Origin of the sequence: Granulicella tundricola MP5ACTX9 (genome assembly GCF_000178975.2) — a bacterium.
Classification (GTDB): Bacteria; Acidobacteriota; Terriglobia; order Terriglobales; family Acidobacteriaceae; genus Edaphobacter; species Edaphobacter tundricola.
In genome coordinates this window covers 2,418,707-2,438,085 of sequence record NC_015064.1, presented here as the reverse complement: position 1 = coordinate 2,438,085, position 19,379 = coordinate 2,418,707, and the positions used below count along the sequence as shown (strand labels likewise).

Here is a 19,379-nt window from a genome sequence, read left to right as displayed (position 1 = left end):
TCAGATTGGGAGTCATGCGGATGAGTGTAGTTCTGGCGGCGGGTGCGATGGCAGTGGGGATGGCGCAGGGGCAGACGGCTGTGTTTGGGCCGGCGAATCCTTTTTATGAGAAGAGCTCGCTGCCGTTTGAGGCACCGCCGTTCGACCGGATTAAGGATGCGGACTACGAGCCGGCGCTGATGGCGGGGATGGAGGCGCAGACGAAGGAGGTTCGGGCGATTGCGGATAACGCCGTGCCGGCGACGTTTGAGAATACGGTGGTGGCGCTGGAGAAGACGGGGTTGCTGCTGGATCGGGTGCAGGCTGCGCTGGGCGGGGTGACGGGGGCTTATACGAATCCGACGCTGGAGCAGTTGCAGGCGAAGATGGCGCCGAAGATGTCGGCGCACGAGGATGCGATTTACCTGGATGCGAAGCTGTTCAAGCGGGTGGAGGCGGTTTATGAGAAGCGGGCTGGGCTGGGACTGGATGCTGAGTCGCTGCGGCTGCTGGAGCATACGTATGACGGCTTTGTGCATAGCGGCGCGAAGCTGAACGATGCGGACAAGGCGAAGCTAAAGGCGATGAACGAGGAGGAGTCGAAGCTCTCGAATACGTTTGGGCGCAGGCTGCTGGCGGCGACCAAGGCGGGGGCTTATACGACAACCGATAAGGCTGCGCTGGCGGGGCTGCCGGAGGCGCAGATTGCTGCTGCTGCTGCGGCGGCGAAGGCTCGGGGAGTTGAGGGGTATGTGCTGCCGTTGCAGAATACGACGCAGCAGCCGGTGCTCTCAGGGTTGAATGTGAGGGCTACTCGGGAGGCTGTGTTTCATGACTCGTGGACTCGGGCGGAGAAGGGCGGCGATAACGATACGCGGATGATCGTGTCTGAGCTGGCGCAGATTCGGGCGCAGAAAGCGAAGCTGCTGGGGTATCCAACGTATGCGGCGTGGAAGCTCGAGAACCAGATGGCGAAGACGCCGGAGGCTGCGATCCACTTTATGGATGCCCTGGTGCCGGCGGCGGTGGCTGAGGCGAAGGCGGAGCAGAGGGATATTCAGGAGTTGATCGACACGCAGAAGGGCGGATTTACGGTTCAGCCTTGGGATTGGGAGTTTTACTCGGAGCAGGTGAGGAAGGCTCGGTATGACATTGATCCGGAGGCTGTGCGGCCTTACTTCGAGATCGATAATGTGCTGCAGAATGGGGTGTTCTATGCGGCGAACAAGCTGTATGGGGTCACGTTCCAGGAGCGGCATGACCTGCCGGTGTATGCGCCGGATGTGAGGGTGTTCGAGGTATTCAATGCAGATCACTCGCACCTGGCTATCTTCTATTGCGACTACTGGAAGCGGGATAACAAGCGGGGCGGGGCGTGGATGGGGAGCTTCGTGCGGCAATCCAGGCTGCTGGGTGAGATGCCGGTGGTCTATAACGTGGCTAACTTTACGAAGCCTGCCGATGGGCAGCCGGCGCTGATCACGTTCGACGATGTGACGACGATGTTCCATGAGTTTGGACATGCGCTGCATGGGATGTTTGCGGCGGCGCAGTATCCTTCGCTTTCAGGGACTTCAGTGCCACGGGATTTTGTGGAGTTTCCATCGCAGTTCAATGAACACTGGTCGACTTATCCGGATGTGTTTCAGCACTATGCGAAGGACTATAAGACCGGCGCTCCGATGCCGGAGGAGCTGGCGGCGAAGTTGAAGCGGGCGGCGACCTTCAACCAGGGGTATGCGCTGACGGAGCTGCTGGCTGCGGCGGAGCTCGATATGCAGTGGCATACGCTGGGCGCGGGGATGCCGGCGCAGGAGGCGGATGCGTTTGAGAAGGCGGCGCTCGAAAAGAAGAGCCTGGCTCTGGAGGCGGTGCCGCCACGGTATCGCTCGACTTACTTCAGCCATGTGTTTGCGGGTGGGTATGCCGCCGGGTACTACGCCTATCTTTGGAGCGAGATGCTGGACGATGCGGCGTATCACTGGTTCGAGGAGAACGGTGGGCTGACTCGGGCGAACGGCGACCGGTTCCGAAAGATGGTGCTCTCGCGTGGGAACACGGAGGACCTGGCGAAGATGTACGACACCTGGCTTGGCGGGGAGCCGAAGATCGAGCCGATGCTGAAGCAGAGGGGCTTGAAGCAGTAGGAACAGTGGTGGGGTAGTGTTAGGGCAGTGATGGTGCGGTGGAGAGGCAGCCTTTTGGCTGCCTCTTACTGTGTGGGTTGGAGGAGGGAGAACTTGTGGCGGACGTCGTTGCCGCGAACCCAGAAGATGACGTCCTCTGCGATGTTGGTGGCGTGATCGGCGGCGCGTTCCAGGTTGCGGCTGATGATGATGGCGTTGAGGGCCTGCTCGGCTGACTCTGAATGCTGCTCCATGGTCTGGATGAGGTCGGCGTGGATGGCGCGGTTCATCTCGTCGATCTCGTCGTCGAGGGCGAGGACGGATTCCGCGAGTTTGTCGTCGGCTTCAAGGAGGGCCTGGATGGCGCGGCGGATCATGACCCCTACCTTGGCGCCCATCTCTTCGATGTCGATGGGGAGATGGATGGCGGGCTTGTCGAGGGCGGCGGCGGCACGGGTGGCGATGTTGGTGGCCTGGTCGCCGATGCGCTCGAGGTCACCGTTGATCTTGATGACCGAGAGGATGAAGCGGAGGTCGACGGCCATGGGCTGCTCTTTAGCGAGGAGCTCATAGGCCATCTCGTCGACGGAGGTCTCGGCTGCGTTGATGGCAGCTTCAATCTCCTTGACGTGGTTGGAGAGGGCTAGGTCGCGTGTGGAGTAGGCTTCGACGGAGAACTCGAGGGCTTGCTGGGAAAGCGCGGCCATGGCGAGGAGCTTGTCTTTCAAGGCTACGAGTTGCTGTTGAAAGTTGATACGCGGCATGGATGGGGCCTCCTGGGGGTTGAAAAGGAAAGGATTGACCTCTTCAGGCTGGTCTTTTCATTGTAGAGAGATGCACCGGGAGGGGTGCGTGTGTCATGGAATATTCACGGTTGGTAGAGGAGGTACGGGGCGGTGGCGGTTCGGAATTGGGAGAGGGCGGGCTGGAAGGCGGCGGTTATATCGCGAGGGTCTTTACCGGCGGTGAGGTCGGCCAGGGTCTGGGCGCTGGCGAGGAGGGTTTTTGCTCGGGCGAGGTTGAACTGGGTGGGATAGAGGTGGTGGAGGGCGGAGAGGAGCTCGAGGCCTAGCTCTGGGGTGTCGAGGATGGTGCGGTCGGTGACCTCGAAGTGGATGGCGGGGATGGTCTGGCCGTGGGAGGGGTACTTGTTGGCGTCCTCCGCGATGGTCATGGTGGTGGGGGTGAAGCGGATGCCGGGAATTTTGCGGGCGACGAGGTAGGCGATGAGTTCTTTGGGGTTGAGCCAGGGGGCTCCGAGATTTTCAAAGGGGGTGGGGGTGCCTCGACCGACCGAGATGTTGGTTTGCTCGGTGAGGCCGATGCCGGGGTAGAGGGTGGCGGCGGTGGGGCTGCGGAGATTGGGGCTGGGGGGAATCCAGGTGAGGCCGGTTTGGTCGAAGAACTGGGCGCGGGTCCAGTTTTGCATGGGGATGACGAGGAGGTTGTCGGTGGGGGAGGCGGGTAGCTCGTTGGGTGGGTTTGCCGGGGAGAGTTCTCCGGTGGTTTCGTTGAAGATCCTGGGTGGGGTGTGGGTGGCGTGAATGCCGGTTTGAGTGTTTGAGGGCTGCGCGATGGATGTTTGCCGATTCCCACGATCGGTCGCGTGGATACCTGTCTGAGATTGGTCTCCGGGGAGGTGTGGGAGCAGGCTGCGGAAGTATTGCGCTAGCTCGCCGATGGTGAGGCCGTGGCGTACGGGGATGGGGGTGTAGTTGGTGTAGACGTTGGTCTGGCGGTCGGAGATTTCGCCTTGGACGGCGAGGCCGCCTACGGGGTTGGGGCGGTCGAGGATGATGAGGGTGGTGTGGGTGTTGGCGGTGGCTTCCACGAAGTAGCCGACGATGGTTTCGTAGGTCCAGAAAGGGACCCCGGCGTCCTGGAGGTCGATGATTACGGCGTCCAAATTCTCCAAGTCTGACGACTTGGGGCGCTTGTCGGCGGGCTTGGGGCCGTAGAGGGAGATGACCGGGAGGTTGGTTGTGGGGTCGGTTTGCTTGCCGAGATTTTCCTGGTCGAGGGCTGCGGCTATGCCGTGCTCGGGGGCGAAGAGGGTGGTTAGTTCGATGGAGGGGTCGGCGTGGAGGAGGATGTCTATGGTTCGGTGGCCGGAGGAGTCCTGGCTGGTTTGGTTGGAGAGCAGGGCTATGCGGAGGTGGTTTTGGTGCTGGGTGGCTAGTTTGCGGAGGGGGAGGAAGTTGGAGGCTTCGAGGACGTCTATGCCGGTGAGAACTTTGGGGGCGGTGGTGGGAACCCACGTCCCAGAAGCGGGACGTGGGGCACCCGGCTCGTAGAGTACTGGCTTTAGTGATGGGGAGGAGGAGGGCGGTCGAGCTTCGCTCGATACCCCACCCTGTGGGGTGAGGCCGAGGGCGCGGGCGGCGGCGGTGGCTACTTGGCCTCGGAGGGCGGAGATGGGGGCACCGCCGCGGGGGTGGATGGCGTTGGCAAGGAGGATGACGTAGGTGTTGCTGGTGGGGTCCAGCCAGAGGCTGGTACCGGTGAAGCCGGTGTGGCCGAAGCTGCCGGGGTGTTCCTTTGTGGTGATGGGGAAGATTTCGCCTCTTGGGCGGGAGAAGGCGGTGTTGAGGTCCCAGCCGAGGCCTCGCTGGGCTACTCCCTTGGTGGTGGTGCCGTTGGGGAGGAAGATGGTGGCGGTGTCGACTGCGGTGGCGGGGGCCTGGGGGGAGGTGGCTAGTTTCAGGGTGGATTGTTTCAGGGGGAAAGGGCCTGTGTTGTTTACCAGCTTGTCCAGGAGGGCCTGGCAGAACTTGGCGGCGTCTGAGGCGGTGGAGAAGACTCCGGCATGGCCGGCTACTCCTCCCATGCGGCGGGTGGTGGGGTCGTGGACTGTGCCTCGGAGGAGGTGGTCGAAGTCGGGGTTGGCGGTGGGGTCGAGTTTGGATTCATCGTCGTGGGCGGTTGGGGCGGTGCTGGGGATTGAATAGATGGGTGTCCAGTATGCAGGTCCGACGCATTCGAATGCCTTCGGCAGCTTTGGCAAATATTCGATCGCGGCGCCGCTGCGTTGAGCTGGGCCGCAGGCCTTATCGAACGGGTGGTAGTTAGTCGAAACCATACCGAGCGGAGTGAAGATGTGGAGGCGAGCGTACTCATTGAGCGGTTCGCCGGAGAGTTTTTCTACGATGGCTCCGAGGGTGATGAAGTTGATGTCCGAGTACTTGAAGGTGACGCCAGGGGGGCCGTAGGGGATGGATGCCATGGCGCGGGAGATGCCTTCGGCTTTGTCGGGGGCGGCGAGGCCCCAGGAGTCTTTGAGATTTACGTCCTCGGGGAGGCCGGAGTAGTGGGTCAGGAGTTGGTGGATGGTGATGGATTGCTTGCCGTTTTGGGCGAAGGTGGGGAGGTACTTGACTACGGGGGCGTCGAGGTCTAGCTTGCCTGCCTCATAAAGTTGGAGGATGGCGGTGGTGGTGGAGAGGACCTTGGAGAGGGAGGCTATGTCGAAGATGGTGTCTTCGGTCATGGGCTCGGCGGGGGAGGGTTTGCCGTCCAGTCCGGGTTCTCCGGCTAGCTTGCGGTTGCCGTAGGCATGGTGGAAGACGATCTTGCCGTTGTGGCCTATGAAGAGGACGGCTCCGGGGAGCTTGTGGTCGGCTATTGCGGTTTGGATGAGGGTGGAGGCGGAGGTGAAGTCGTAGGGGATTGAGGGCGGGGCTTGTGCCGCTACGAGCGAACTACTGAGATTCTCCGCTGCGCGCAGAATGACGGCGTGGGTAGGTTGGGCTGAGGAGGCGATGGTGAAGATGAGCAAGATGGCGGCTGTGGTGAGGGTGGGTGGTTTGGGGCGGGGGATGAGGCTGAAGAGGCTGCCGAGGGCGAAGGTGGCGAGGGAGCCTATGAGGACGTACCAGGTGAAGGCGATGCGGATGGGCAAGGGTATGAAGGGGTGGGGGAAGGTGGCTTGATAGAGGAAGAGGTTAAGTGCGAAGCCGCAGATCATGCCCAAGGTCGCTCCTAGTTCGGTTGCGTATTTGGTGAGGGTGCCCAGGAGGAAGACTCCGAGGAGGCAGCCGTAGGCTACCGAGGCTATGGAGAGGCCGGTTTCTACTACGTGGCCTTTGCCTCCGGCGTGGACGGAGTAGACGGCTATGGCGAAGAGGACGATGGCCCAGAGGATGGTGGCCAGGCGGGAGATGAGAGTGGTATCGGTCGAACTTGGTGCTGGTTCAGGCGAAATACTGAGGTTCTGAGCTTCGCTCAGAATGACGACGGCTTTTTTTGGAGAACTGGTGCGGGATTTGAACGGGACGTAGAAGTCTATGACGGTGGTGCTGGCGAGGGAGTTCAGGGCGGCGGAGAGATTGGACATGGCGGCGGCTAAGATCGCTGCGATGAGGAGGCCGGCTACGCCGTGGGGCATCTCGCGGACGATGAAGGTGGGGAAGATGTGGTCGTTGGACTTGAAGGATTGCGGGTGGTTGCCGTAGAAGACGTAGAGGCCAGCTCCGATGAGGAGGAACAAGGTGAACTGGAGGAAGATGACGGCGCCGGAGCTGAGGAGGGCGAGGCGTGACTCGCGGAGGTTGCGGGCGGCGAGCATGCGCTGGACCATGAGCTGGTCGGTGCCGTGGGAGGCCATCGTCAGGAAGGTTCCGCCGAGGATGCCGGCCCAGAAGGTGTAGGACCTGGTGAGGGTGAGGGAGAAGTCGAGCATGTGGAACTTTCCGGCGGCTCCGGCGACGGCGTGGATGTGAGACCAGCCGCCGGGGACGTGGGCTCCGAGGGTGAAGATGGCGACGATGGTTCCGGCGACGTAGAGGGCCATCTGGACGACGTCGGTCCAGATGACAGCGGCCATGCCTCCTTCAAAGGTGTAGAGGAGGGTGAGGGCGGAGATGATGGCGATGGAGAGGACGTCGCCGGTGCCGATGGCCAGGCCTACGACGATGGAGATGGCGAAGACTCGGACGCCTTCTGCGGCTGCTCGGGTGAGGAGGAAGAGGCTGGCGGTGACCTTGTGAAGGCCGGCGCCGAAGCGGCGGTCGATGAGCTGGTAGGCGGTGAGCATTTCCCCTTGGAAATACTTTGGAAGGAAGAGGGCGGCTACGACGATGCGGCCGAGCATGTAGCCGAGGACGATCTGGAGGAAGCCGAAGTCGCCGGCAAAGGCTACGCCGGGGATGGAGACGATGGTGAGAGTGCTGGTTTCGGCGGAGACGATGGAAAGGGCTATGGCCCACCAGGGAATGGTGTTGTTAGCCAGGAAGTAACTCTTGAGCGACTTGTCCTTGGAGGTCTTGTCACGCTTGCTGAAGCGGAGGCCGAAGATGGTGATGGCGACGAGGTAGAGGGCGACCAGGGCGAGGTCGAATGGGGAGAGACGGGTGGTGCCGAGCGTCGGGATGGTGAGGAGTAATGGGGTGAGGCTCGGGGTCAAATGCGTTCTCCGGACGTGAATGGCTCGTGAGCGTTTATGATAACGGGCTTGGCGGTATGAACGGAGGAGTGTGCGGATGGGGTTCTATGTTGGCGTGGATGCGGGGGGTACGAAGACGGAGTGCTGGCTGGGGAATGAGACGGAGGTGCTGGGGCGGGCGACATGCGGATCGGTGAAGCTGATCCGGGTAGGGGAAGAGGTTGCGGAGGCTCGGCTGCGGGTGCTGCTGGGTGAGGTGGAGGCTATGGCGGGGGTGTCGCTGCAGGAGGTTACGCGGACTTGTGTGGGATTGGCGGGAGTCTCGATTACGTCTGTGCGGGAGTTTGTGAGGCGAGTGATTACGTCGAGTGTGGGTGGAGATTTGGAGATTTGTGGGGATGAAGAGATTGCTTTGGATGGGGCGTTCCGGGGGGGGCGGGGGTACTGGTGATTGGGGGTACGGGATCGGCTGTTGTGGGGCGGTGTGGGGATGGGACCCGGTTCACGGCGGGTGGGTGGGGGCCGGCGATCGGGGATGAGGGGTCGGGGTACTGGATTGGGGCGGAGGCGGTGCGGGCGGCGTTCTGGGCGCTGGATCGGGGGGTGCAGACGGGGCTGGTGGATGGGATCAAGGCGGCCTGGGGTGCGGAGGATCTGGCGGAGGTTGTGGGGGTGGCGAACGCGCGGCCGGGGCCGGACTTTGCGGCGCTCGCTCCGGTGGTGATGCGGGTTGCGGAGACGGGGGATGAGATTGCGATGAAGCTGCTGGAGCGGGCCGGGTGGGCGCTGGCGGATCAGGTTTCTACTGTTGCGGGAAAGATGCGGGGGTGTGGGGAGGTGGGTGAGGTGATCCGGGTGGCTTATACGGGGAGTGTGCTGGCTCGGATTGAGCCGGTGCGAAGGGCTATGACGGAACGGTTGATGGAGATGGGTGGAGTGGAGGTGATGGATGGGGCTGTGAATGCGTTGGAGGGGGCTTTGTGGCGGGCTAGAAAGCAGGGCCTAGTGCCTAGGGCCTAGGGCCTGCCTCAGGTGCGGTGGCCCTGGAGGTAGGTGGCTTCGAGGCGGCCTTCGGGGGTGTATTGGTTGAAGGTGGCGGGTTGGCCGGGGCGGAGGCTGGCTATGGTGTCTTCGAGGCCTAACATTCTGGCGGGGTGGGAACTGGCGCAGCGGACTGCCTGGGCCAGGGTGGCGTTGGTGAAGGATTGCAGGTTGGCGACGGCCTGATCGAGGGTAAGGACGGAGCCAGCCAGGGTGTCGGGTGCGTCGGTGAGGGTGCAGCGGTGGTCTTTGACGGTCACGGCGAAGGAGCCGAGGTGGTATTCGCCGTCGGGCATGCCGGTGGCGGACATGGCGTCGGTGATGAGGATGGCTTTCTCCTGCTTGAGGCGGAACCAGAGGCGGACGAGGGCGGGGGCGACGTGGATGCCGTCGCAGATGAGGTCCGAGAAGAGGTCGTCGCGGTCGAGGATGACGCCGACGATGCCGGGCTCGCGGTGGTCCAGGGCGCGCATGGCGTTGAAGGTGTGGGTGCCGCTGGTGGCCCCGGCTACGATGGCTGCGTTGGTCTCGGCTGCGGTGGCGTTGGTGTGGCCCATGGTGACGCGTATGCCCTGATGGGTGGCGTAGGTGATCAGTTCGAGTGCGCCTTCGCTCTCGGGTGCGATGGTGAGGAGCTTGATGTGGCCGCGGGCGGCTTGCTGGAAGCGGTCGAAGAGGGCGATGGAGGGTTTCTGGAGGAGCTCCGTGGGGTGGACGCCGCGCTTGATGTGGGAGAGGAATGGGCCTTCGAGGTGGATGCCGAGGGGGGTGGCTTCTCCGGGTGCGGATGGGTGCTCGATGGCGTCGGCGAGGTGCTCGAGGGCGCGGAGGGTGTCGTCAATGGGGGCGGTGACGGTGGTGGGGAGGTAGTGGCTGGTGCCCCTGGTGGCCAGGAAGCGCTGAATCTTTGAGATGCCTTCTGGGGTGGCGGCCATGAGGTCTTCACCGGCGGCTCCGTGGAAGTGGATGTCGAGGAAGGTGGGGGTGAGGATGGCGGTGCTGCGGATGGTGGGGTCGGTGGAGATGTCTTCGATGAGGCCGGTGGGTCCAATGGTGATGGCAGGGTACTCGACGGTGCCGATGGCGGTGATGAGGGTGCGGGCGGTGAGGATTGGCATGAGGTCTCTTTGATGTTAGTTCTTTGTGCTTGCTTCTGGGCGTGGCGGTAGGTATACCCTCACCCTGAAAGAGTGCAAAGTCTTCAAAGGAAAGGAGTTAGGTGTGGACTTCCGGTTTTGCATTTTGCTCAAGTCTCTGGATGCAAGGGGTTGCGAGGAGCAGGTCTCGTAAAGTCTTGTATTTATTGGGTTTAGTGGTGGAGTGCGAGGTCACGACGGTATTTCGTCCTGAATTTTGTCTATCTTCCTATTTTACCAAGGTTGAATGGGTGAATACGCCATTTATTTTTAGGGGCTAAGTTGTTCATTGTGGATGGTTTGCGGGGTTTTTATTTTGGTTGGGGGCTTGACACGCGAATTTACGGGTTTTTTTGGTGAAGATAGTTGTAAGTTGTTGTTATTGCTTGGGTTATGTGGGTGGTTTTGAGGTGGTTTGAATTGAGGCGGGGTCAGAAGGTTATGTGTCGCGCCTTCAGCGCTCTGACGGTTTGTTTGGGCCGACCTAGGCCTTCGGCCTAGGCTGTTATGTTCCGGGCCTTTGGCCCTGGGCGGCTTAGGGGGGCGGTAGGTTTGGGGTGGCCTTGAGGTTCGGTGGAAACCCACGTCCCAGAAGCGGGACGTGGGGCACCCAGTGTGCGGGTGATGATGGCGGTTGGGGTGGGGATGGGGCGGGCTTGGGCCTGGGAACGTGGCGCGGGTGGTTTGGGTGGGTTTAGTGAAGGCGTGTGATGTCGGGGTGTCTCCCACTCATCGCAAACGCGCGATGAATGGGGCACGGAAGGATTGTGCTCGGGATAGGGAGAGCGGTCGATTCCTACCGGAATCGATACCCCACCCTGTCGCGATGAGACTGCGCCGAGGATGGGGCACCCGGTGTGTTGGTTCCGGATATCCAGGTTCCCAAGTTCTAGAGGCGGCCGAGGATGGATTGGAGGAGGCCGCCGGGTTCGGGGTTGGGGTTTTCGGTGGGGTCGCCTTCGGGGGTGATGTGGCCGTTGGAGGCCATGTGGTGGACGATGAAGGGGATGGCGATGGCGAGGCCGGATTTGATCATGGTGGGGCTTAGGCCGGTGCGCTGGGCGACGTTGTCGATGATGCCGGAGCCTCCGAGGCCTTGCTCTACCTCATCCGGGCTGGCGGGTTGGGTCTGGCCGGCGGCCCACTGCTGGACCAGGCCGCCCATGCCGTTCTGCTGGAAGTTGGTGACGAGGGCGCCGAAGCCGCCGGGCTGCTGCTGGAGCTCCTGGACGAGGCCGCTGGCTGCCTGGGCGTTCTGGCCGCCGGCTCCGCTTGCGAGTGCGCTGGTTGCCATCGATTCGAGAGAGTCAAAGATTCCCATGTTTGTCGTTCTCCTGTTTTGCTGTGACGCGTTTGGGTGCGGGATGAGGATACACGGGTGCCGTTACTGAGGGGGCAGGCCGAGATCGAAGGCAGTGGGGAGGGTTTTGGATTCGCCGTATTGACGCTGGGCGGAGCGGAACTTTTCTCCGCGGGCGATCCAGAGTTGAATGCTGGCGTCGTACTTTTCGAGGACCGGGCGGAGGGAGTACGGACGGTTGGAGCGGAGCCAGGTCTGCTCGTAGAGATCGCGGATGAGGGAGAAGTTGTCGCGGAGGTCGCGGATGCGGCCGTTGACGCCGCTGGCGATGTCTCCGATCTCGCGTCCGGTGGTGGCGTGGAGCTTGGGGTCGGAGCTGGCGCGGGCGATGAGGGCTCGGTTGTAGCCCTGGATGATTTCATCGGAGAGCTGGAACTTGAGGCCGATGAAGTCGAAGCGACGTGCGCCTAGTTCGAGGGCGTCGATTGCGTCTGTGTTGCGGAGGGCTGTGGGGTTGGAGGGGTAGGCGTTGAGTGGGTCATAGGCGGCATGATCCCACGTCTCAGAAGCGAGACGTGGGGCACCCACTGTAAGGGGTGGGGCGGCGGCGCGGGCCTGGGCTATGAGGGTGAGGGCGTGCTCGGCGTGCATGCGGAGGTCATGGACGTAAGGGCGGATCTTGGCGGCGTTGGGCTGGCCGTCCTTGCTCCAGGGATCGCTCCAGAAGATGCCGGTTGAGCCATCGCCTACGTGGGCCTGATCGCGGAGGATGCGGTGGCATTCCATGAGTTCAAGCTGGGCTTCGTTGAGCTTGCCGGTGGCGTCTCCGTGGAAGACCTGGGCGTAGCTCTGCTCGAAGGCGGGGATGCTGGCCTCGCCCTGGTGCCATGCTGCTTCGGCTCCGAAGAGGAGACCGTACCAGTTGCCGTTGGCGAGGGCTTCACCATCGTCATACCAGATGGTGTTGAGCTGGCCGGTGGAGTGCTGGCGCTGGCCTTCGAGGGTGAACTGCTGGATGTTGGCGAGGGCGTCGTTGTTGTTGGGGAAGATGCGGGACCAGCTATTGACGCCGGTGGCGACCCAGGTCTCGATGCCTGCGTCTGTGAAGGGGGTGAGGAACTTGGAGAAGCCGCCGCGTGGGTTGGGGTTGTACCACCAGGCTACGGCGATGGTGCCCTTCTTGAAGGAGGCGGGGAGGTTTTTGATAAGGTCCGGGTCAGGGTGATCGTTGCCGGGTGCGCCGACGGAGCCGTAGGCGGTCTTGCCCTGGACGATGGTCTGGGCGATGTCACCCCAGAAGAGGATGCGGCGGTTGAGGGGCTGAAGGTCGGTGACGATCTTCTGGAGGAAGTTGAGGTAGACGGGGCCGAGGCCCTGGGTGTCTACGGCGGATTTGGTCTGGCCTACGCCGAGGTCTACGGTTTCGTCCGCACCGATGTGGAGGAAGGGGCTGGGGTAGAGGGCGGCGAGCTCACCGAACATCTGGTGGATGAGGGCCAGGGAGCCGGGCTGGCCGGGGGCGAGGGCGGTGCCGTGCGGGGTTTCGGCGAGGGGCTGGTACTGCTCGTAGAGGAGATTGTGGTGGAGGTGGCCGAAGGCTTCCTGGTCGGGGACGACCATGACGTGGAATTTGGTGGCGTAGGCGACTAGCTCGCGCGCGTCGGCGGCGGACATGGACGCGCCGGGGATGGCCATGGTGGGGTTGGAGGCGTATTGCTGGGTCTCTTCAAAGTAAGGGGAGAAGAGGTTGACCTTGTAGGAGGCCATGGTGCGGATCATCTTCTTTTCGTATTCGAGGGTGGAGATGGGGCCGCGGGAGAGGTCGTCCTGGTAGCCGCGGTAACGCATGGCGGGCCAGTCCTTGATGGTGGCGAGGTGGAGGACGGCGGCGGAGCCATCGTGCTCGATGAGCTGCTTGAGGGTCTGGGCGGCGTAGAAGAGGCCGGCCGACGAGGCGGCGGCGAGTGTGATGGAGTTTTGGCCGGGGGTGATGGTGTAGCCCTCAAGCTTCATCTCTTCCGGGAGGGACTGGGTGCGGGTGAGGTTAATGGTGAAGGGGCCGGAGGTGGGGATGGCACGGGCGGCGAGGGAGGTGGTGAGGTCCTCGGCTGTGAAGCGGTCTTCTGGATCTTGCGTAGAAGTGGTGATGCGGATGCCCTGGGCTAGGGGTACGTCTGTGGAGGCGTGGACCTCGCGCGGCATGGGGATGAGGTGGAGGGTTTGGGAGAAGGCGAGGCTCGGCAGAAGGAAGAGGGCGCAGGTGGCGAGGCGGGAAAGGCGCATGAAGAGAGGGTAAACCAGGATGACCTAACGGTGCGCCGGTAACCACCTCTGTTGGATTGAAGTTACGCCGGTCACATTGTCAATAGGCGGTGAATATTGCCCCAATTTCTTCGTGTGTTCACACAGCTTTGGGAGCATGAGGACAAAGAGCAGAGACGAATTTTCAGAGCGGCCAATCGGGGCCAGTCCTGAGGTGTTTTGTTGTCCTGCCTTGTGTATCGACTATGAGGAGTTCCATGACGAAGCAGATGAAGGCGGCGATGGCTGCGATGCTGATGGTAGGCACGCTGCCGATGATGGCCCAGACGTCCGAGACGAAGACGGTCAAGGTTGCGCCAGGTCAGACCAAGACGACGGTGATCCATCGCAAGAACGGTGCGACGGATACGGTTGTGAGTGAGGGTACGTCGACCGGCGTGAAGCATACGAGCCGCAAGCGGGTTGTGCGTAAGGGTGCGAAGGCTCCGGTGGAGAGCGCTACGGCTCGAGAGATCCGTGAGTTGAAGGAGCGGCAGACGGCGCAGCAGGCGCAGATCGATGCGTTGACGGCTGCGAACGCGGCTAAGGATGCGGCGCTGGTGCAGGCTCAGCAGACGGCTGCTAACGCCGAGACACAGGCGCAGGCGGCGACGCAGCAGGCGCAGAGCGTTAGCTCGACGGTGCAGGCGACGTCTGACCAGGTACAGGCTTTGAAGTCGAACGTGAGTGATCTGCAGACGACGAATGTGGGTCTGGCGCAGACGATCAGCGCGAACAAGGTTGAGCTGCAGGAGAAGATCGACAGCCCGCTGGCGATCCACTACAAGGGTGTGACGATTACGCCGGTTGCGTTCTTCGCGCTGGAAGGCGTTTGGCGGCAGCGTTCGATCAACTCGGATATCAATACACCGTTCAATACGACTCCTTATCCGGGTTCGAACGAGGCGCATATCAGCGAGTTCAATCTGTCCGGTCGGCAGAGCCGCCTGGGTGGGTTGTTTGAAGGGAATGCTGGGAAGTACAAGCTTTCGGGATACTTTGAGGCTGACTTCCTAAGTGCGGGTACGACTTCCAACGAGAACCAGTCCAATAGCTATACGCTTCGTCAGCGCCAGTTCTGGGGCAAGGCTGAGACGCAGGGTGGATTTGCTGTGACGGGCGGTCAGACGTGGTCGCTGGTGACGGAGGATGGTAAGGGCACGGATGTTCGGACGGAGAAGCTGCCGAATACGGTCGATCCTCAGTACATGGTCGGTTATAGCTGGGCTCGTCAGCCTGGTATCCGGTTGCAGCGGCGCTTCGGCGATGCGACCAAGGGCGCTGTGACCGTGGCGATTGCTGCGGAACAGGCTCAGATTCAGTTGGGTACGACCGCTAATGCTCCTGCCAACTTTATCTTCGGCGGCGTGGGTACGAGCGGCGGTCTTCTGAACGCTGGCGGTACGGGTGCGACGGGCGCGGCTGGAACGAGCGGCGGCGACCTGGCGACGTATACGAACGACGTGGCTCCGGACATCATCGCGAAGGTGGCGTTCGATAACAAGTATGGGCATGTGGAACTTGGCGGATTGGCCCGGTTCTTCCGCGATGCGTATGCTCCGCTGGTGTTGAATGCCAATGGAACGACGAACAGCGTCTCGTCCAACCTGCTGAAGAATACAAAGACGGGCGGCGGCGTGTTTGGCAGTGCGCGGGTTTCACCGAGCAAGTATGCGGATATCGCTGTGCAGGCGATGGCTGGAGATGGGACGGCGCGGTATGGGTCGTCTCAGCTTGGTGACGTGACGGTGCATCCGGATGGCACGCTGGCTCCGATTCACAACTACCACGGGATGTTCTCGCTGGAGACGCACCCGACGAAGAAGCTGGATGTCTATGGCTACTACGGCTACGAGTACAACCAGCGGACGGTCTACACGAGCCCGGCGGGCGTGCTGACAGGTTATGGCGTGCTGAATGCCAACGACTCGGGCTGCAATACGCTGACGATTCCGACGACTGGCGTTGGCGGAACGGGTGGCGTGAACGGCGCTCCCGGGACGGTCGGCACCTGCGCTTCTCCGACCAAGAATGTGCAGGAAGGGATGATCGGCTTCACGTACAAGGTCGTCAACAGCCCCAAGTACGGGCGTCTGCAGTACCAGGCGACCTACAGCTACCTGCAGCGGACGAGCTGGGAGGGCCTGTTGAGCGGCACCTTTGGGACGACGTCGGCGCAGTTCACGGCTGCTCATGCGACCAACAACATGATCCACGTCGGGATGCGTTACTACATTCCGTAGACCGTGGTTGATCTGAAAGGGGAGAGGCATCCGGTGGATCGGGTGCCTCTTTTCTTTTTGCGGAAGGTGTCAGTGGTTGGTCCAATTTGTTAGGCTGCTTAGGTTGATAGATCGAACGATCAAGGATGGTGGACGTATGTTGCATGAGCACAGGCTTTTTCCGGCGGATGGCGCGGCGCGCGCGATTGCAGTGAAGCTGTACGAGACGATCAAGGATGCGCCGATCATCTCGCCGCATGGGCATACCGATCCGCAATGGTTTGCGGAGAACAAGCCGTTTGCGAATCCGACGGCTCTGTTTCTGCAGCCGGATCACTATATTTTTCGGATGCTTTATTCGCAGGGGATCTCGCTGGAGTCACTGGGGGTGCCGCAGGCTGGGGTGAAGGGGGATGCTTCGGTGGGGGTCGATCCGCGGGAGGCGTGGCGGATCTTTGCCAAGAACTACTTTTTGTTTCGCGGTACGCCTACGCGGCTGTGGCTGGATCACTCGTTTTCAACGCTGTTTGGGTTTACGGAACGGCTGAGCGAGAAGAATGCGGATGAGTACTACGAGACGATCGACAAGGCGCTGAAGACACCGGAGTTTCTGCCGCGCGCGCTGTTCGAGCAGTTCAATATCGAGGTGCTGGCTACGACGGATGCGGCGACCGATCCGCTGAAGTTTCATGCGCAGATCAAGGAGTCGGGCTGGAAGGGGCGGGTGGTGCCTACGTTCCGGCCGGACAGCGTGGTGGATGCGGAGTTCATCGGGTTCAAGGAGAACCTGCAGAAGCTGGGCGAGATGACGGGTGAGGATGTCTCGAACTTCAAGGGGTATCTGAATGCGCTAAGGTCGCGGCGGGCGTTCTTCAAGAGCATGGGCGCTACGGCGACCGATCATGGGCACCTGACGGCCATGACTGCGGACCTGCCGGCGGATGAGGCTGGGCGGCTGTATGAGCGGGTGTTCGCGGGCAAGATGCAGGCGGGCGATGTGGAGCTGTTCCAGGCGCAGATGCTGACGGAGCTGGCGGGGATGAGCGTCGAGGATGGACTGACGATGCAGCTTCATCCGGGCAGCGTGCGGAACCACAACCTGAATGTCTATGAGAAGTTTGGGCGGGATAAGGGCGCGGATATTCCTTCGCCGACGGAGTATGTGCGGTCACTGCGGCCGCTGCTGAACAAGTATGGCAACGAGGCTAACTTTACGTTCATCCTGTTTACGCTGGATGAGACGTCGTACAGCAGGGAATTGGCTCCGCTGGCGGGGCACTATCCTTGTTTGAGGCTGGGACCGAGCTGGTGGTTCCACGACTCGCCTGAGGGGATGATGCGGTTCAGGGAGCAGGCTACGGAGACGGCTGGGTTCTACAACACGGTTGGATTCAACGACGATACGCGGGCGTTGTTATCGATTCCGGCTCGGCATGACGTGGCGCGGCGTGTGGATGCGGCGTTCCTGGGACGGCTGGTTGCGGAACATCGGCTGGATGAGGATGAGGCGTTTGAACTGATTCAGGATCTGACGGTGAACCTGGTGAAGAAGGCTTATCGGCTGTAATCAGGCCAGAGGGTTATGCCAGCGGATACTGGAGAAGCGGGCGAAGTCGCGGTCGTTGGAGTGGACGACCGCGCCGTACTCGAGTGCGAAGGCCGCGATGGCAGCATCGGCGATGAGGTCTCCGGTTGCATGGCCATTCCTGGTGACGGTTTTGAGGAACTGCCAGTGTTCTTCGCCGGGATAGAGGATGCGCACATGGGGAAGTGCCTGCCACTCTTCGACGCGAGCGATTGCGTCATCCATTGCGATACGAGCGCCGGTGACGGCGGGGTTTGTGATCAGTCGAAGAAACGCGGTGGCGCATTGGATGGGTATGCCAATGGACTCCGAAGTATCACTGAAGATGTGGTCGAGGTAGGACCGTGCGGGCTGGTGGAAGCTCGAACGAGCGGTGTAGGCGTAGAGCAGGAGGTTTGCGTCCAGGACGATCACTGGCGTTCAAGACCTTCCGCTATGTCAAGAAGTTGCTGTATGCTGCCGGAGGTCCACTCTGTGGGAAGCGACGCATCGAACGGCCGCACCTTGAAAGGCTTCGATTTCATGGGCGTAGCCGCCTGATACAGGCCTGCCCGCAGGAGGCGGTTGACGGCCTGCTTGAGCGGTTCGCCGGAGCGGCGAAGTTCCTTCTGAAGCAATGCGGCCACATCGTCGTCGATGGTCAGAGTAGTTCGCACATCAGGATGCTTTCACTTAAGACATCATGATGTCAAACAAAGCTGGTTTGTATTGCTGAAGTTGCGCTGAGGCAGTGGCAAATCATTCAGAGCATGAGGCGAGGTCGCGCTTCTGGAACATCATGGAAACTGCGAGGAGAGCGACTGCGGTGATGAGACTGAACCCGATCGAGCGCCGCGCGCGAAGTCGGATATTCCGGAGTGTGCGGCGGTCACGCCAAGAAGCACCGGTCCTGTCGCGACGATGGTGCAGCCGGAGGCGCAGGCGACGGCTATGCGGCGATTACGGCTGAGTGGACGTTTCATGACGGCAGGTTACCACCGGTTTAGGATGGAAGGCTATGAGTTTATTTTTTAGTGTGGGATCGCCTGAGACTGAGTTGTCGGAAGCTGAGATTCGCGATGGTTTGTTCAGCGCGCTGGGAATGCTGGGGGAGCGGAAGCGGGTGCTGGCGGTGCCGCCGGACTTTACGCGGATGCACTCGAAGAGTGGGATGCTGACGGAGATGGCGTCGGCTTACTACGGCGACAGGCTGGTGGATGTGCTGCCGGCGCTGGGGACGCATAAGCCGATGACGGATGCGGAGATCTCGACGATGTTTGGGGCTACTCCGCGAGAGCTGTTCCGGGTGCATGACTGGCGGAACGATATCGTGACGCTGGGTGAGGTTCCGGGTGAGTTCATGGCTGATGTGTCGGAGGGGAAGCTCGACTATACGTGGCCGGCGCAGGTGAATAAGCTGCTGCGGGATGGCGGGCATGACCTGATCCTCTCGATTGGGCAGGTGGTGCCGCATGAGGTGGTGGGGTTTGCGAATGGGTCCAAGAATATCTTTGTGGGGACGGGCGGGGTGATGGGGATTCATCGCTCGCACTTCCTGGGGGCGGTGTACGGGATGGAACGCATGATGGGGCGGGCGGATACGCCGGTTCGGCGGGTGCTGAACTATGCAAGCGCGCACTTTACGAATGAGCTGCCGCAGATCGTTTATGTGCAGACGGTGGTGAACAAGAATGCGGCGGGCAAGCTGGTGATGCGGGGGCTTTACATCTCGGATGATGACCAGGCGTTTGAGCTGGCTGCGGCGCTGAGTTTGAAGTGCAATTTTCTGATGATGGATCGCGAGATCAAGAAGGCGGTGGTGTTTCTTGATCCGCAGGAGTTCCGGTCGACCTGGCTGGGGAATAAGAGCGTGTACAGGACGCGGATGGCGCTGGCGGATGATGCGGAGTTGATTGTGCTGGCTCCGGGGGTGCATGAGTTTGGTGAGGATGCGGCGATCGATACGCTGATCCGGCGGTATGGGTACTGTGGGACGCCGGCGACGCTCGACGCGGTGAAGGAGGATGCGGAGCTGGCGGCGAACCTGAGCGCGGCGGCGCACCTGATTCATGGGTCGAGTGAGTGGCGGTTCACGATACGGTACTGTCCGGGGCACCTGACGCAGGAGGAGATCGAAGGGGTTCACTTTGCGTATGGGGATCTGGCGACGTACACGGCAAAGTATGACCCGGAGAAGCTGGTGGATGGGTGGAATGTAGTGGATGGGGAGGAGATCTTCTTTATCTCTAACCCAGGGCTGGGGTTGTGGGCTTATGAAGGGCGTTTCAAGGACTAACTGACCGGCGCGGCGGCGGATTTGCCGGTTGTGG

15 protein-coding genes are annotated in these 19,379 nt (G+C 61.6%); 7 read left to right on the top strand and 8 right to left on the bottom strand.

Annotated elements, in window-relative coordinates; translation table 11 throughout:
* The first annotated feature begins 20 nt into the window (after positions 1 to 20).
* Complete coding sequence (dcp, locus tag ACIX9_RS10390) at positions 21 to 2,126, top strand: peptidyl-dipeptidase Dcp (RefSeq protein ID WP_013580444.1); 2,106 nt, start codon at positions 21 to 23, stop codon at positions 2,124 to 2,126.
* 65 nt (positions 2,127 to 2,191) lie between these two features.
* On the opposite strand, the gene phoU is transcribed toward dcp, so the two are convergent.
* On the bottom strand, positions 2,192 to 2,869 hold the full coding sequence (gene phoU / locus ACIX9_RS10385) for a phosphate signaling complex protein PhoU (protein ID WP_013580443.1): 678 nt from the start codon (positions 2,867 to 2,869) through the stop codon (positions 2,192 to 2,194).
* A 104-nt stretch (positions 2,870 to 2,973) separates the two neighbouring features.
* Positions 2,974 to 7,506 carry a sodium:solute symporter family transporter gene (locus ACIX9_RS10380; protein WP_013580442.1) on the bottom strand — a complete coding sequence of 1,511 codons (4,533 nt, stop codon included), beginning with the start codon at positions 7,504 to 7,506 and terminating at the stop codon, positions 2,974 to 2,976.
* Positions 7,507 to 7,582: 76 nt separating this feature from the next.
* On the opposite strand from ACIX9_RS10380, the gene ACIX9_RS27370 reads away from it, so the two are divergent.
* Positions 7,583 to 7,936, top strand: coding sequence for a BadF/BadG/BcrA/BcrD ATPase family protein (locus ACIX9_RS27370; protein WP_049789272.1), 354 nt, complete (start codon positions 7,583 to 7,585; stop codon positions 7,934 to 7,936).
* Positions 7,933 to 8,505, top strand: coding sequence for an N-acetylglucosamine kinase (locus ACIX9_RS27365; RefSeq protein WP_049789271.1), 573 nt, complete (start codon positions 7,933 to 7,935; stop codon positions 8,503 to 8,505). Before ACIX9_RS27370 ends, ACIX9_RS27365 begins: the two co-directional genes overlap by 4 nt.
* A gap of 8 nt (positions 8,506 to 8,513) precedes the next feature.
* On the opposite strand, the gene nagA is transcribed toward ACIX9_RS27365, so the two are convergent.
* Complete coding sequence (gene nagA / locus ACIX9_RS10370) at positions 8,514 to 9,644, bottom strand: N-acetylglucosamine-6-phosphate deacetylase (RefSeq protein ID WP_013580441.1); 1,131 nt, start codon at positions 9,642 to 9,644, stop codon at positions 8,514 to 8,516.
* A gap of 591 nt (positions 9,645 to 10,235) precedes the next feature.
* Between nagA and ACIX9_RS25765 the strand changes: the two genes are divergently transcribed.
* Positions 10,236 to 10,373, top strand: coding sequence for a hypothetical protein (locus tag ACIX9_RS25765; protein WP_157477469.1), 138 nt, complete (start codon positions 10,236 to 10,238; stop codon positions 10,371 to 10,373).
* A 178-nt stretch (positions 10,374 to 10,551) separates the two neighbouring features.
* Here the strand turns inward: ACIX9_RS25765 and ACIX9_RS10365 are convergent, their stop codons facing one another.
* Both ACIX9_RS10365 and ACIX9_RS10360 read right to left on the bottom strand, forming a co-directional pair.
* The gene (locus ACIX9_RS10365) at positions 10,552 to 10,983 is read right to left on the bottom strand and encodes a YidB family protein (RefSeq protein WP_013580440.1); all 432 of its coding nucleotides are present in this window, start codon (positions 10,981 to 10,983) and stop codon (positions 10,552 to 10,554) included.
* A gap of 63 nt (positions 10,984 to 11,046) precedes the next feature.
* Entirely contained in the window at positions 11,047 to 13,245 is a 2,199-nt protein-coding gene (locus tag ACIX9_RS10360; RefSeq protein ID WP_013580439.1) for a beta-N-acetylhexosaminidase, read from the bottom strand.
* A gap of 236 nt (positions 13,246 to 13,481) precedes the next feature.
* On the opposite strand from ACIX9_RS10360, the gene ACIX9_RS10355 reads away from it, so the two are divergent.
* Together ACIX9_RS10355 and uxaC are read left to right on the top strand one after the other, a co-directional pair.
* Positions 13,482 to 15,506, top strand: coding sequence for a hypothetical protein (locus tag ACIX9_RS10355; RefSeq protein ID WP_013580438.1), 2,025 nt, complete (start codon positions 13,482 to 13,484; stop codon positions 15,504 to 15,506).
* A gap of 136 nt (positions 15,507 to 15,642) precedes the next feature.
* Complete coding sequence (gene uxaC, locus ACIX9_RS10350) at positions 15,643 to 17,052, top strand: glucuronate isomerase (protein WP_013580437.1); 1,410 nt, start codon at positions 15,643 to 15,645, stop codon at positions 17,050 to 17,052.
* Here the strand turns inward: uxaC and ACIX9_RS10345 are convergent, their stop codons facing one another.
* From ACIX9_RS10345 to ACIX9_RS25760, 3 genes are all read right to left on the bottom strand, one after another.
* Entirely contained in the window at positions 17,053 to 17,484 is a 432-nt protein-coding gene (locus ACIX9_RS10345; protein WP_013580436.1) for a TA system VapC family ribonuclease toxin, read from the bottom strand.
* Positions 17,481 to 17,726: a hypothetical protein gene (locus ACIX9_RS10340; protein WP_013580435.1), complete on the bottom strand. Its 246-nt coding sequence runs from the start codon at positions 17,724 to 17,726 to the stop codon at positions 17,481 to 17,483. Before ACIX9_RS10340 ends, ACIX9_RS10345 begins: the two co-directional genes overlap by 4 nt.
* Positions 17,727 to 17,846: 120 nt before the next feature.
* Positions 17,847 to 18,032 (bottom strand): hypothetical protein, encoded by a 186-nt coding sequence (locus ACIX9_RS25760; protein ID WP_157477467.1) that lies wholly within the window; start codon positions 18,030 to 18,032, stop codon positions 17,847 to 17,849.
* A gap of 35 nt (positions 18,033 to 18,067) precedes the next feature.
* Between ACIX9_RS25760 and ACIX9_RS10335 the strand changes: the two genes are divergently transcribed.
* Positions 18,068 to 19,345 (top strand): lactate racemase domain-containing protein, encoded by a 1,278-nt coding sequence (locus tag ACIX9_RS10335; RefSeq protein ID WP_013580434.1) that lies wholly within the window; start codon positions 18,068 to 18,070, stop codon positions 19,343 to 19,345.
* Positions 19,346 to 19,379: the final 34 nt, after the last annotated feature.

What these genes read in the sequence shown, in the direction of transcription:
- dcp (WP_013580444.1), top strand. Translation starts at nt 21, where the DNA reads ATGAGTGTAGTTCTGGCGGCGGGTGCGATGGCAGTGGGGATGGCGCAG.
- phoU (WP_013580443.1), bottom strand. Translation starts at nt 2,869, where the DNA reads ATGCCGCGTATCAACTTTCAACAGCAACTCGTAGCCTTGAAAGACAAG.
- ACIX9_RS27370 (WP_049789272.1), top strand. Translation starts at nt 7,583, where the DNA reads ATGGGGTTCTATGTTGGCGTGGATGCGGGGGGTACGAAGACGGAGTGC.
- nagA (WP_013580441.1), bottom strand. Translation starts at nt 9,644, where the DNA reads ATGCCAATCCTCACCGCCCGCACCCTCATCACCGCCATCGGCACCGTC.
- ACIX9_RS10365 (WP_013580440.1), bottom strand. Translation starts at nt 10,983, where the DNA reads ATGGGAATCTTTGACTCTCTCGAATCGATGGCAACCAGCGCACTCGCA.
- ACIX9_RS10360 (WP_013580439.1), bottom strand. Translation starts at nt 13,245, where the DNA reads ATGCGCCTTTCCCGCCTCGCCACCTGCGCCCTCTTCCTTCTGCCGAGC.
- ACIX9_RS10355 (WP_013580438.1), top strand. Translation starts at nt 13,482, where the DNA reads ATGACGAAGCAGATGAAGGCGGCGATGGCTGCGATGCTGATGGTAGGC.
- uxaC (WP_013580437.1), top strand. Translation starts at nt 15,643, where the DNA reads ATGTTGCATGAGCACAGGCTTTTTCCGGCGGATGGCGCGGCGCGCGCG.
- ACIX9_RS25760 (WP_157477467.1), bottom strand. Translation starts at nt 18,032, where the DNA reads ATGAAACGTCCACTCAGCCGTAATCGCCGCATAGCCGTCGCCTGCGCC.
- ACIX9_RS10335 (WP_013580434.1), top strand. Translation starts at nt 18,068, where the DNA reads ATGAGTTTATTTTTTAGTGTGGGATCGCCTGAGACTGAGTTGTCGGAA.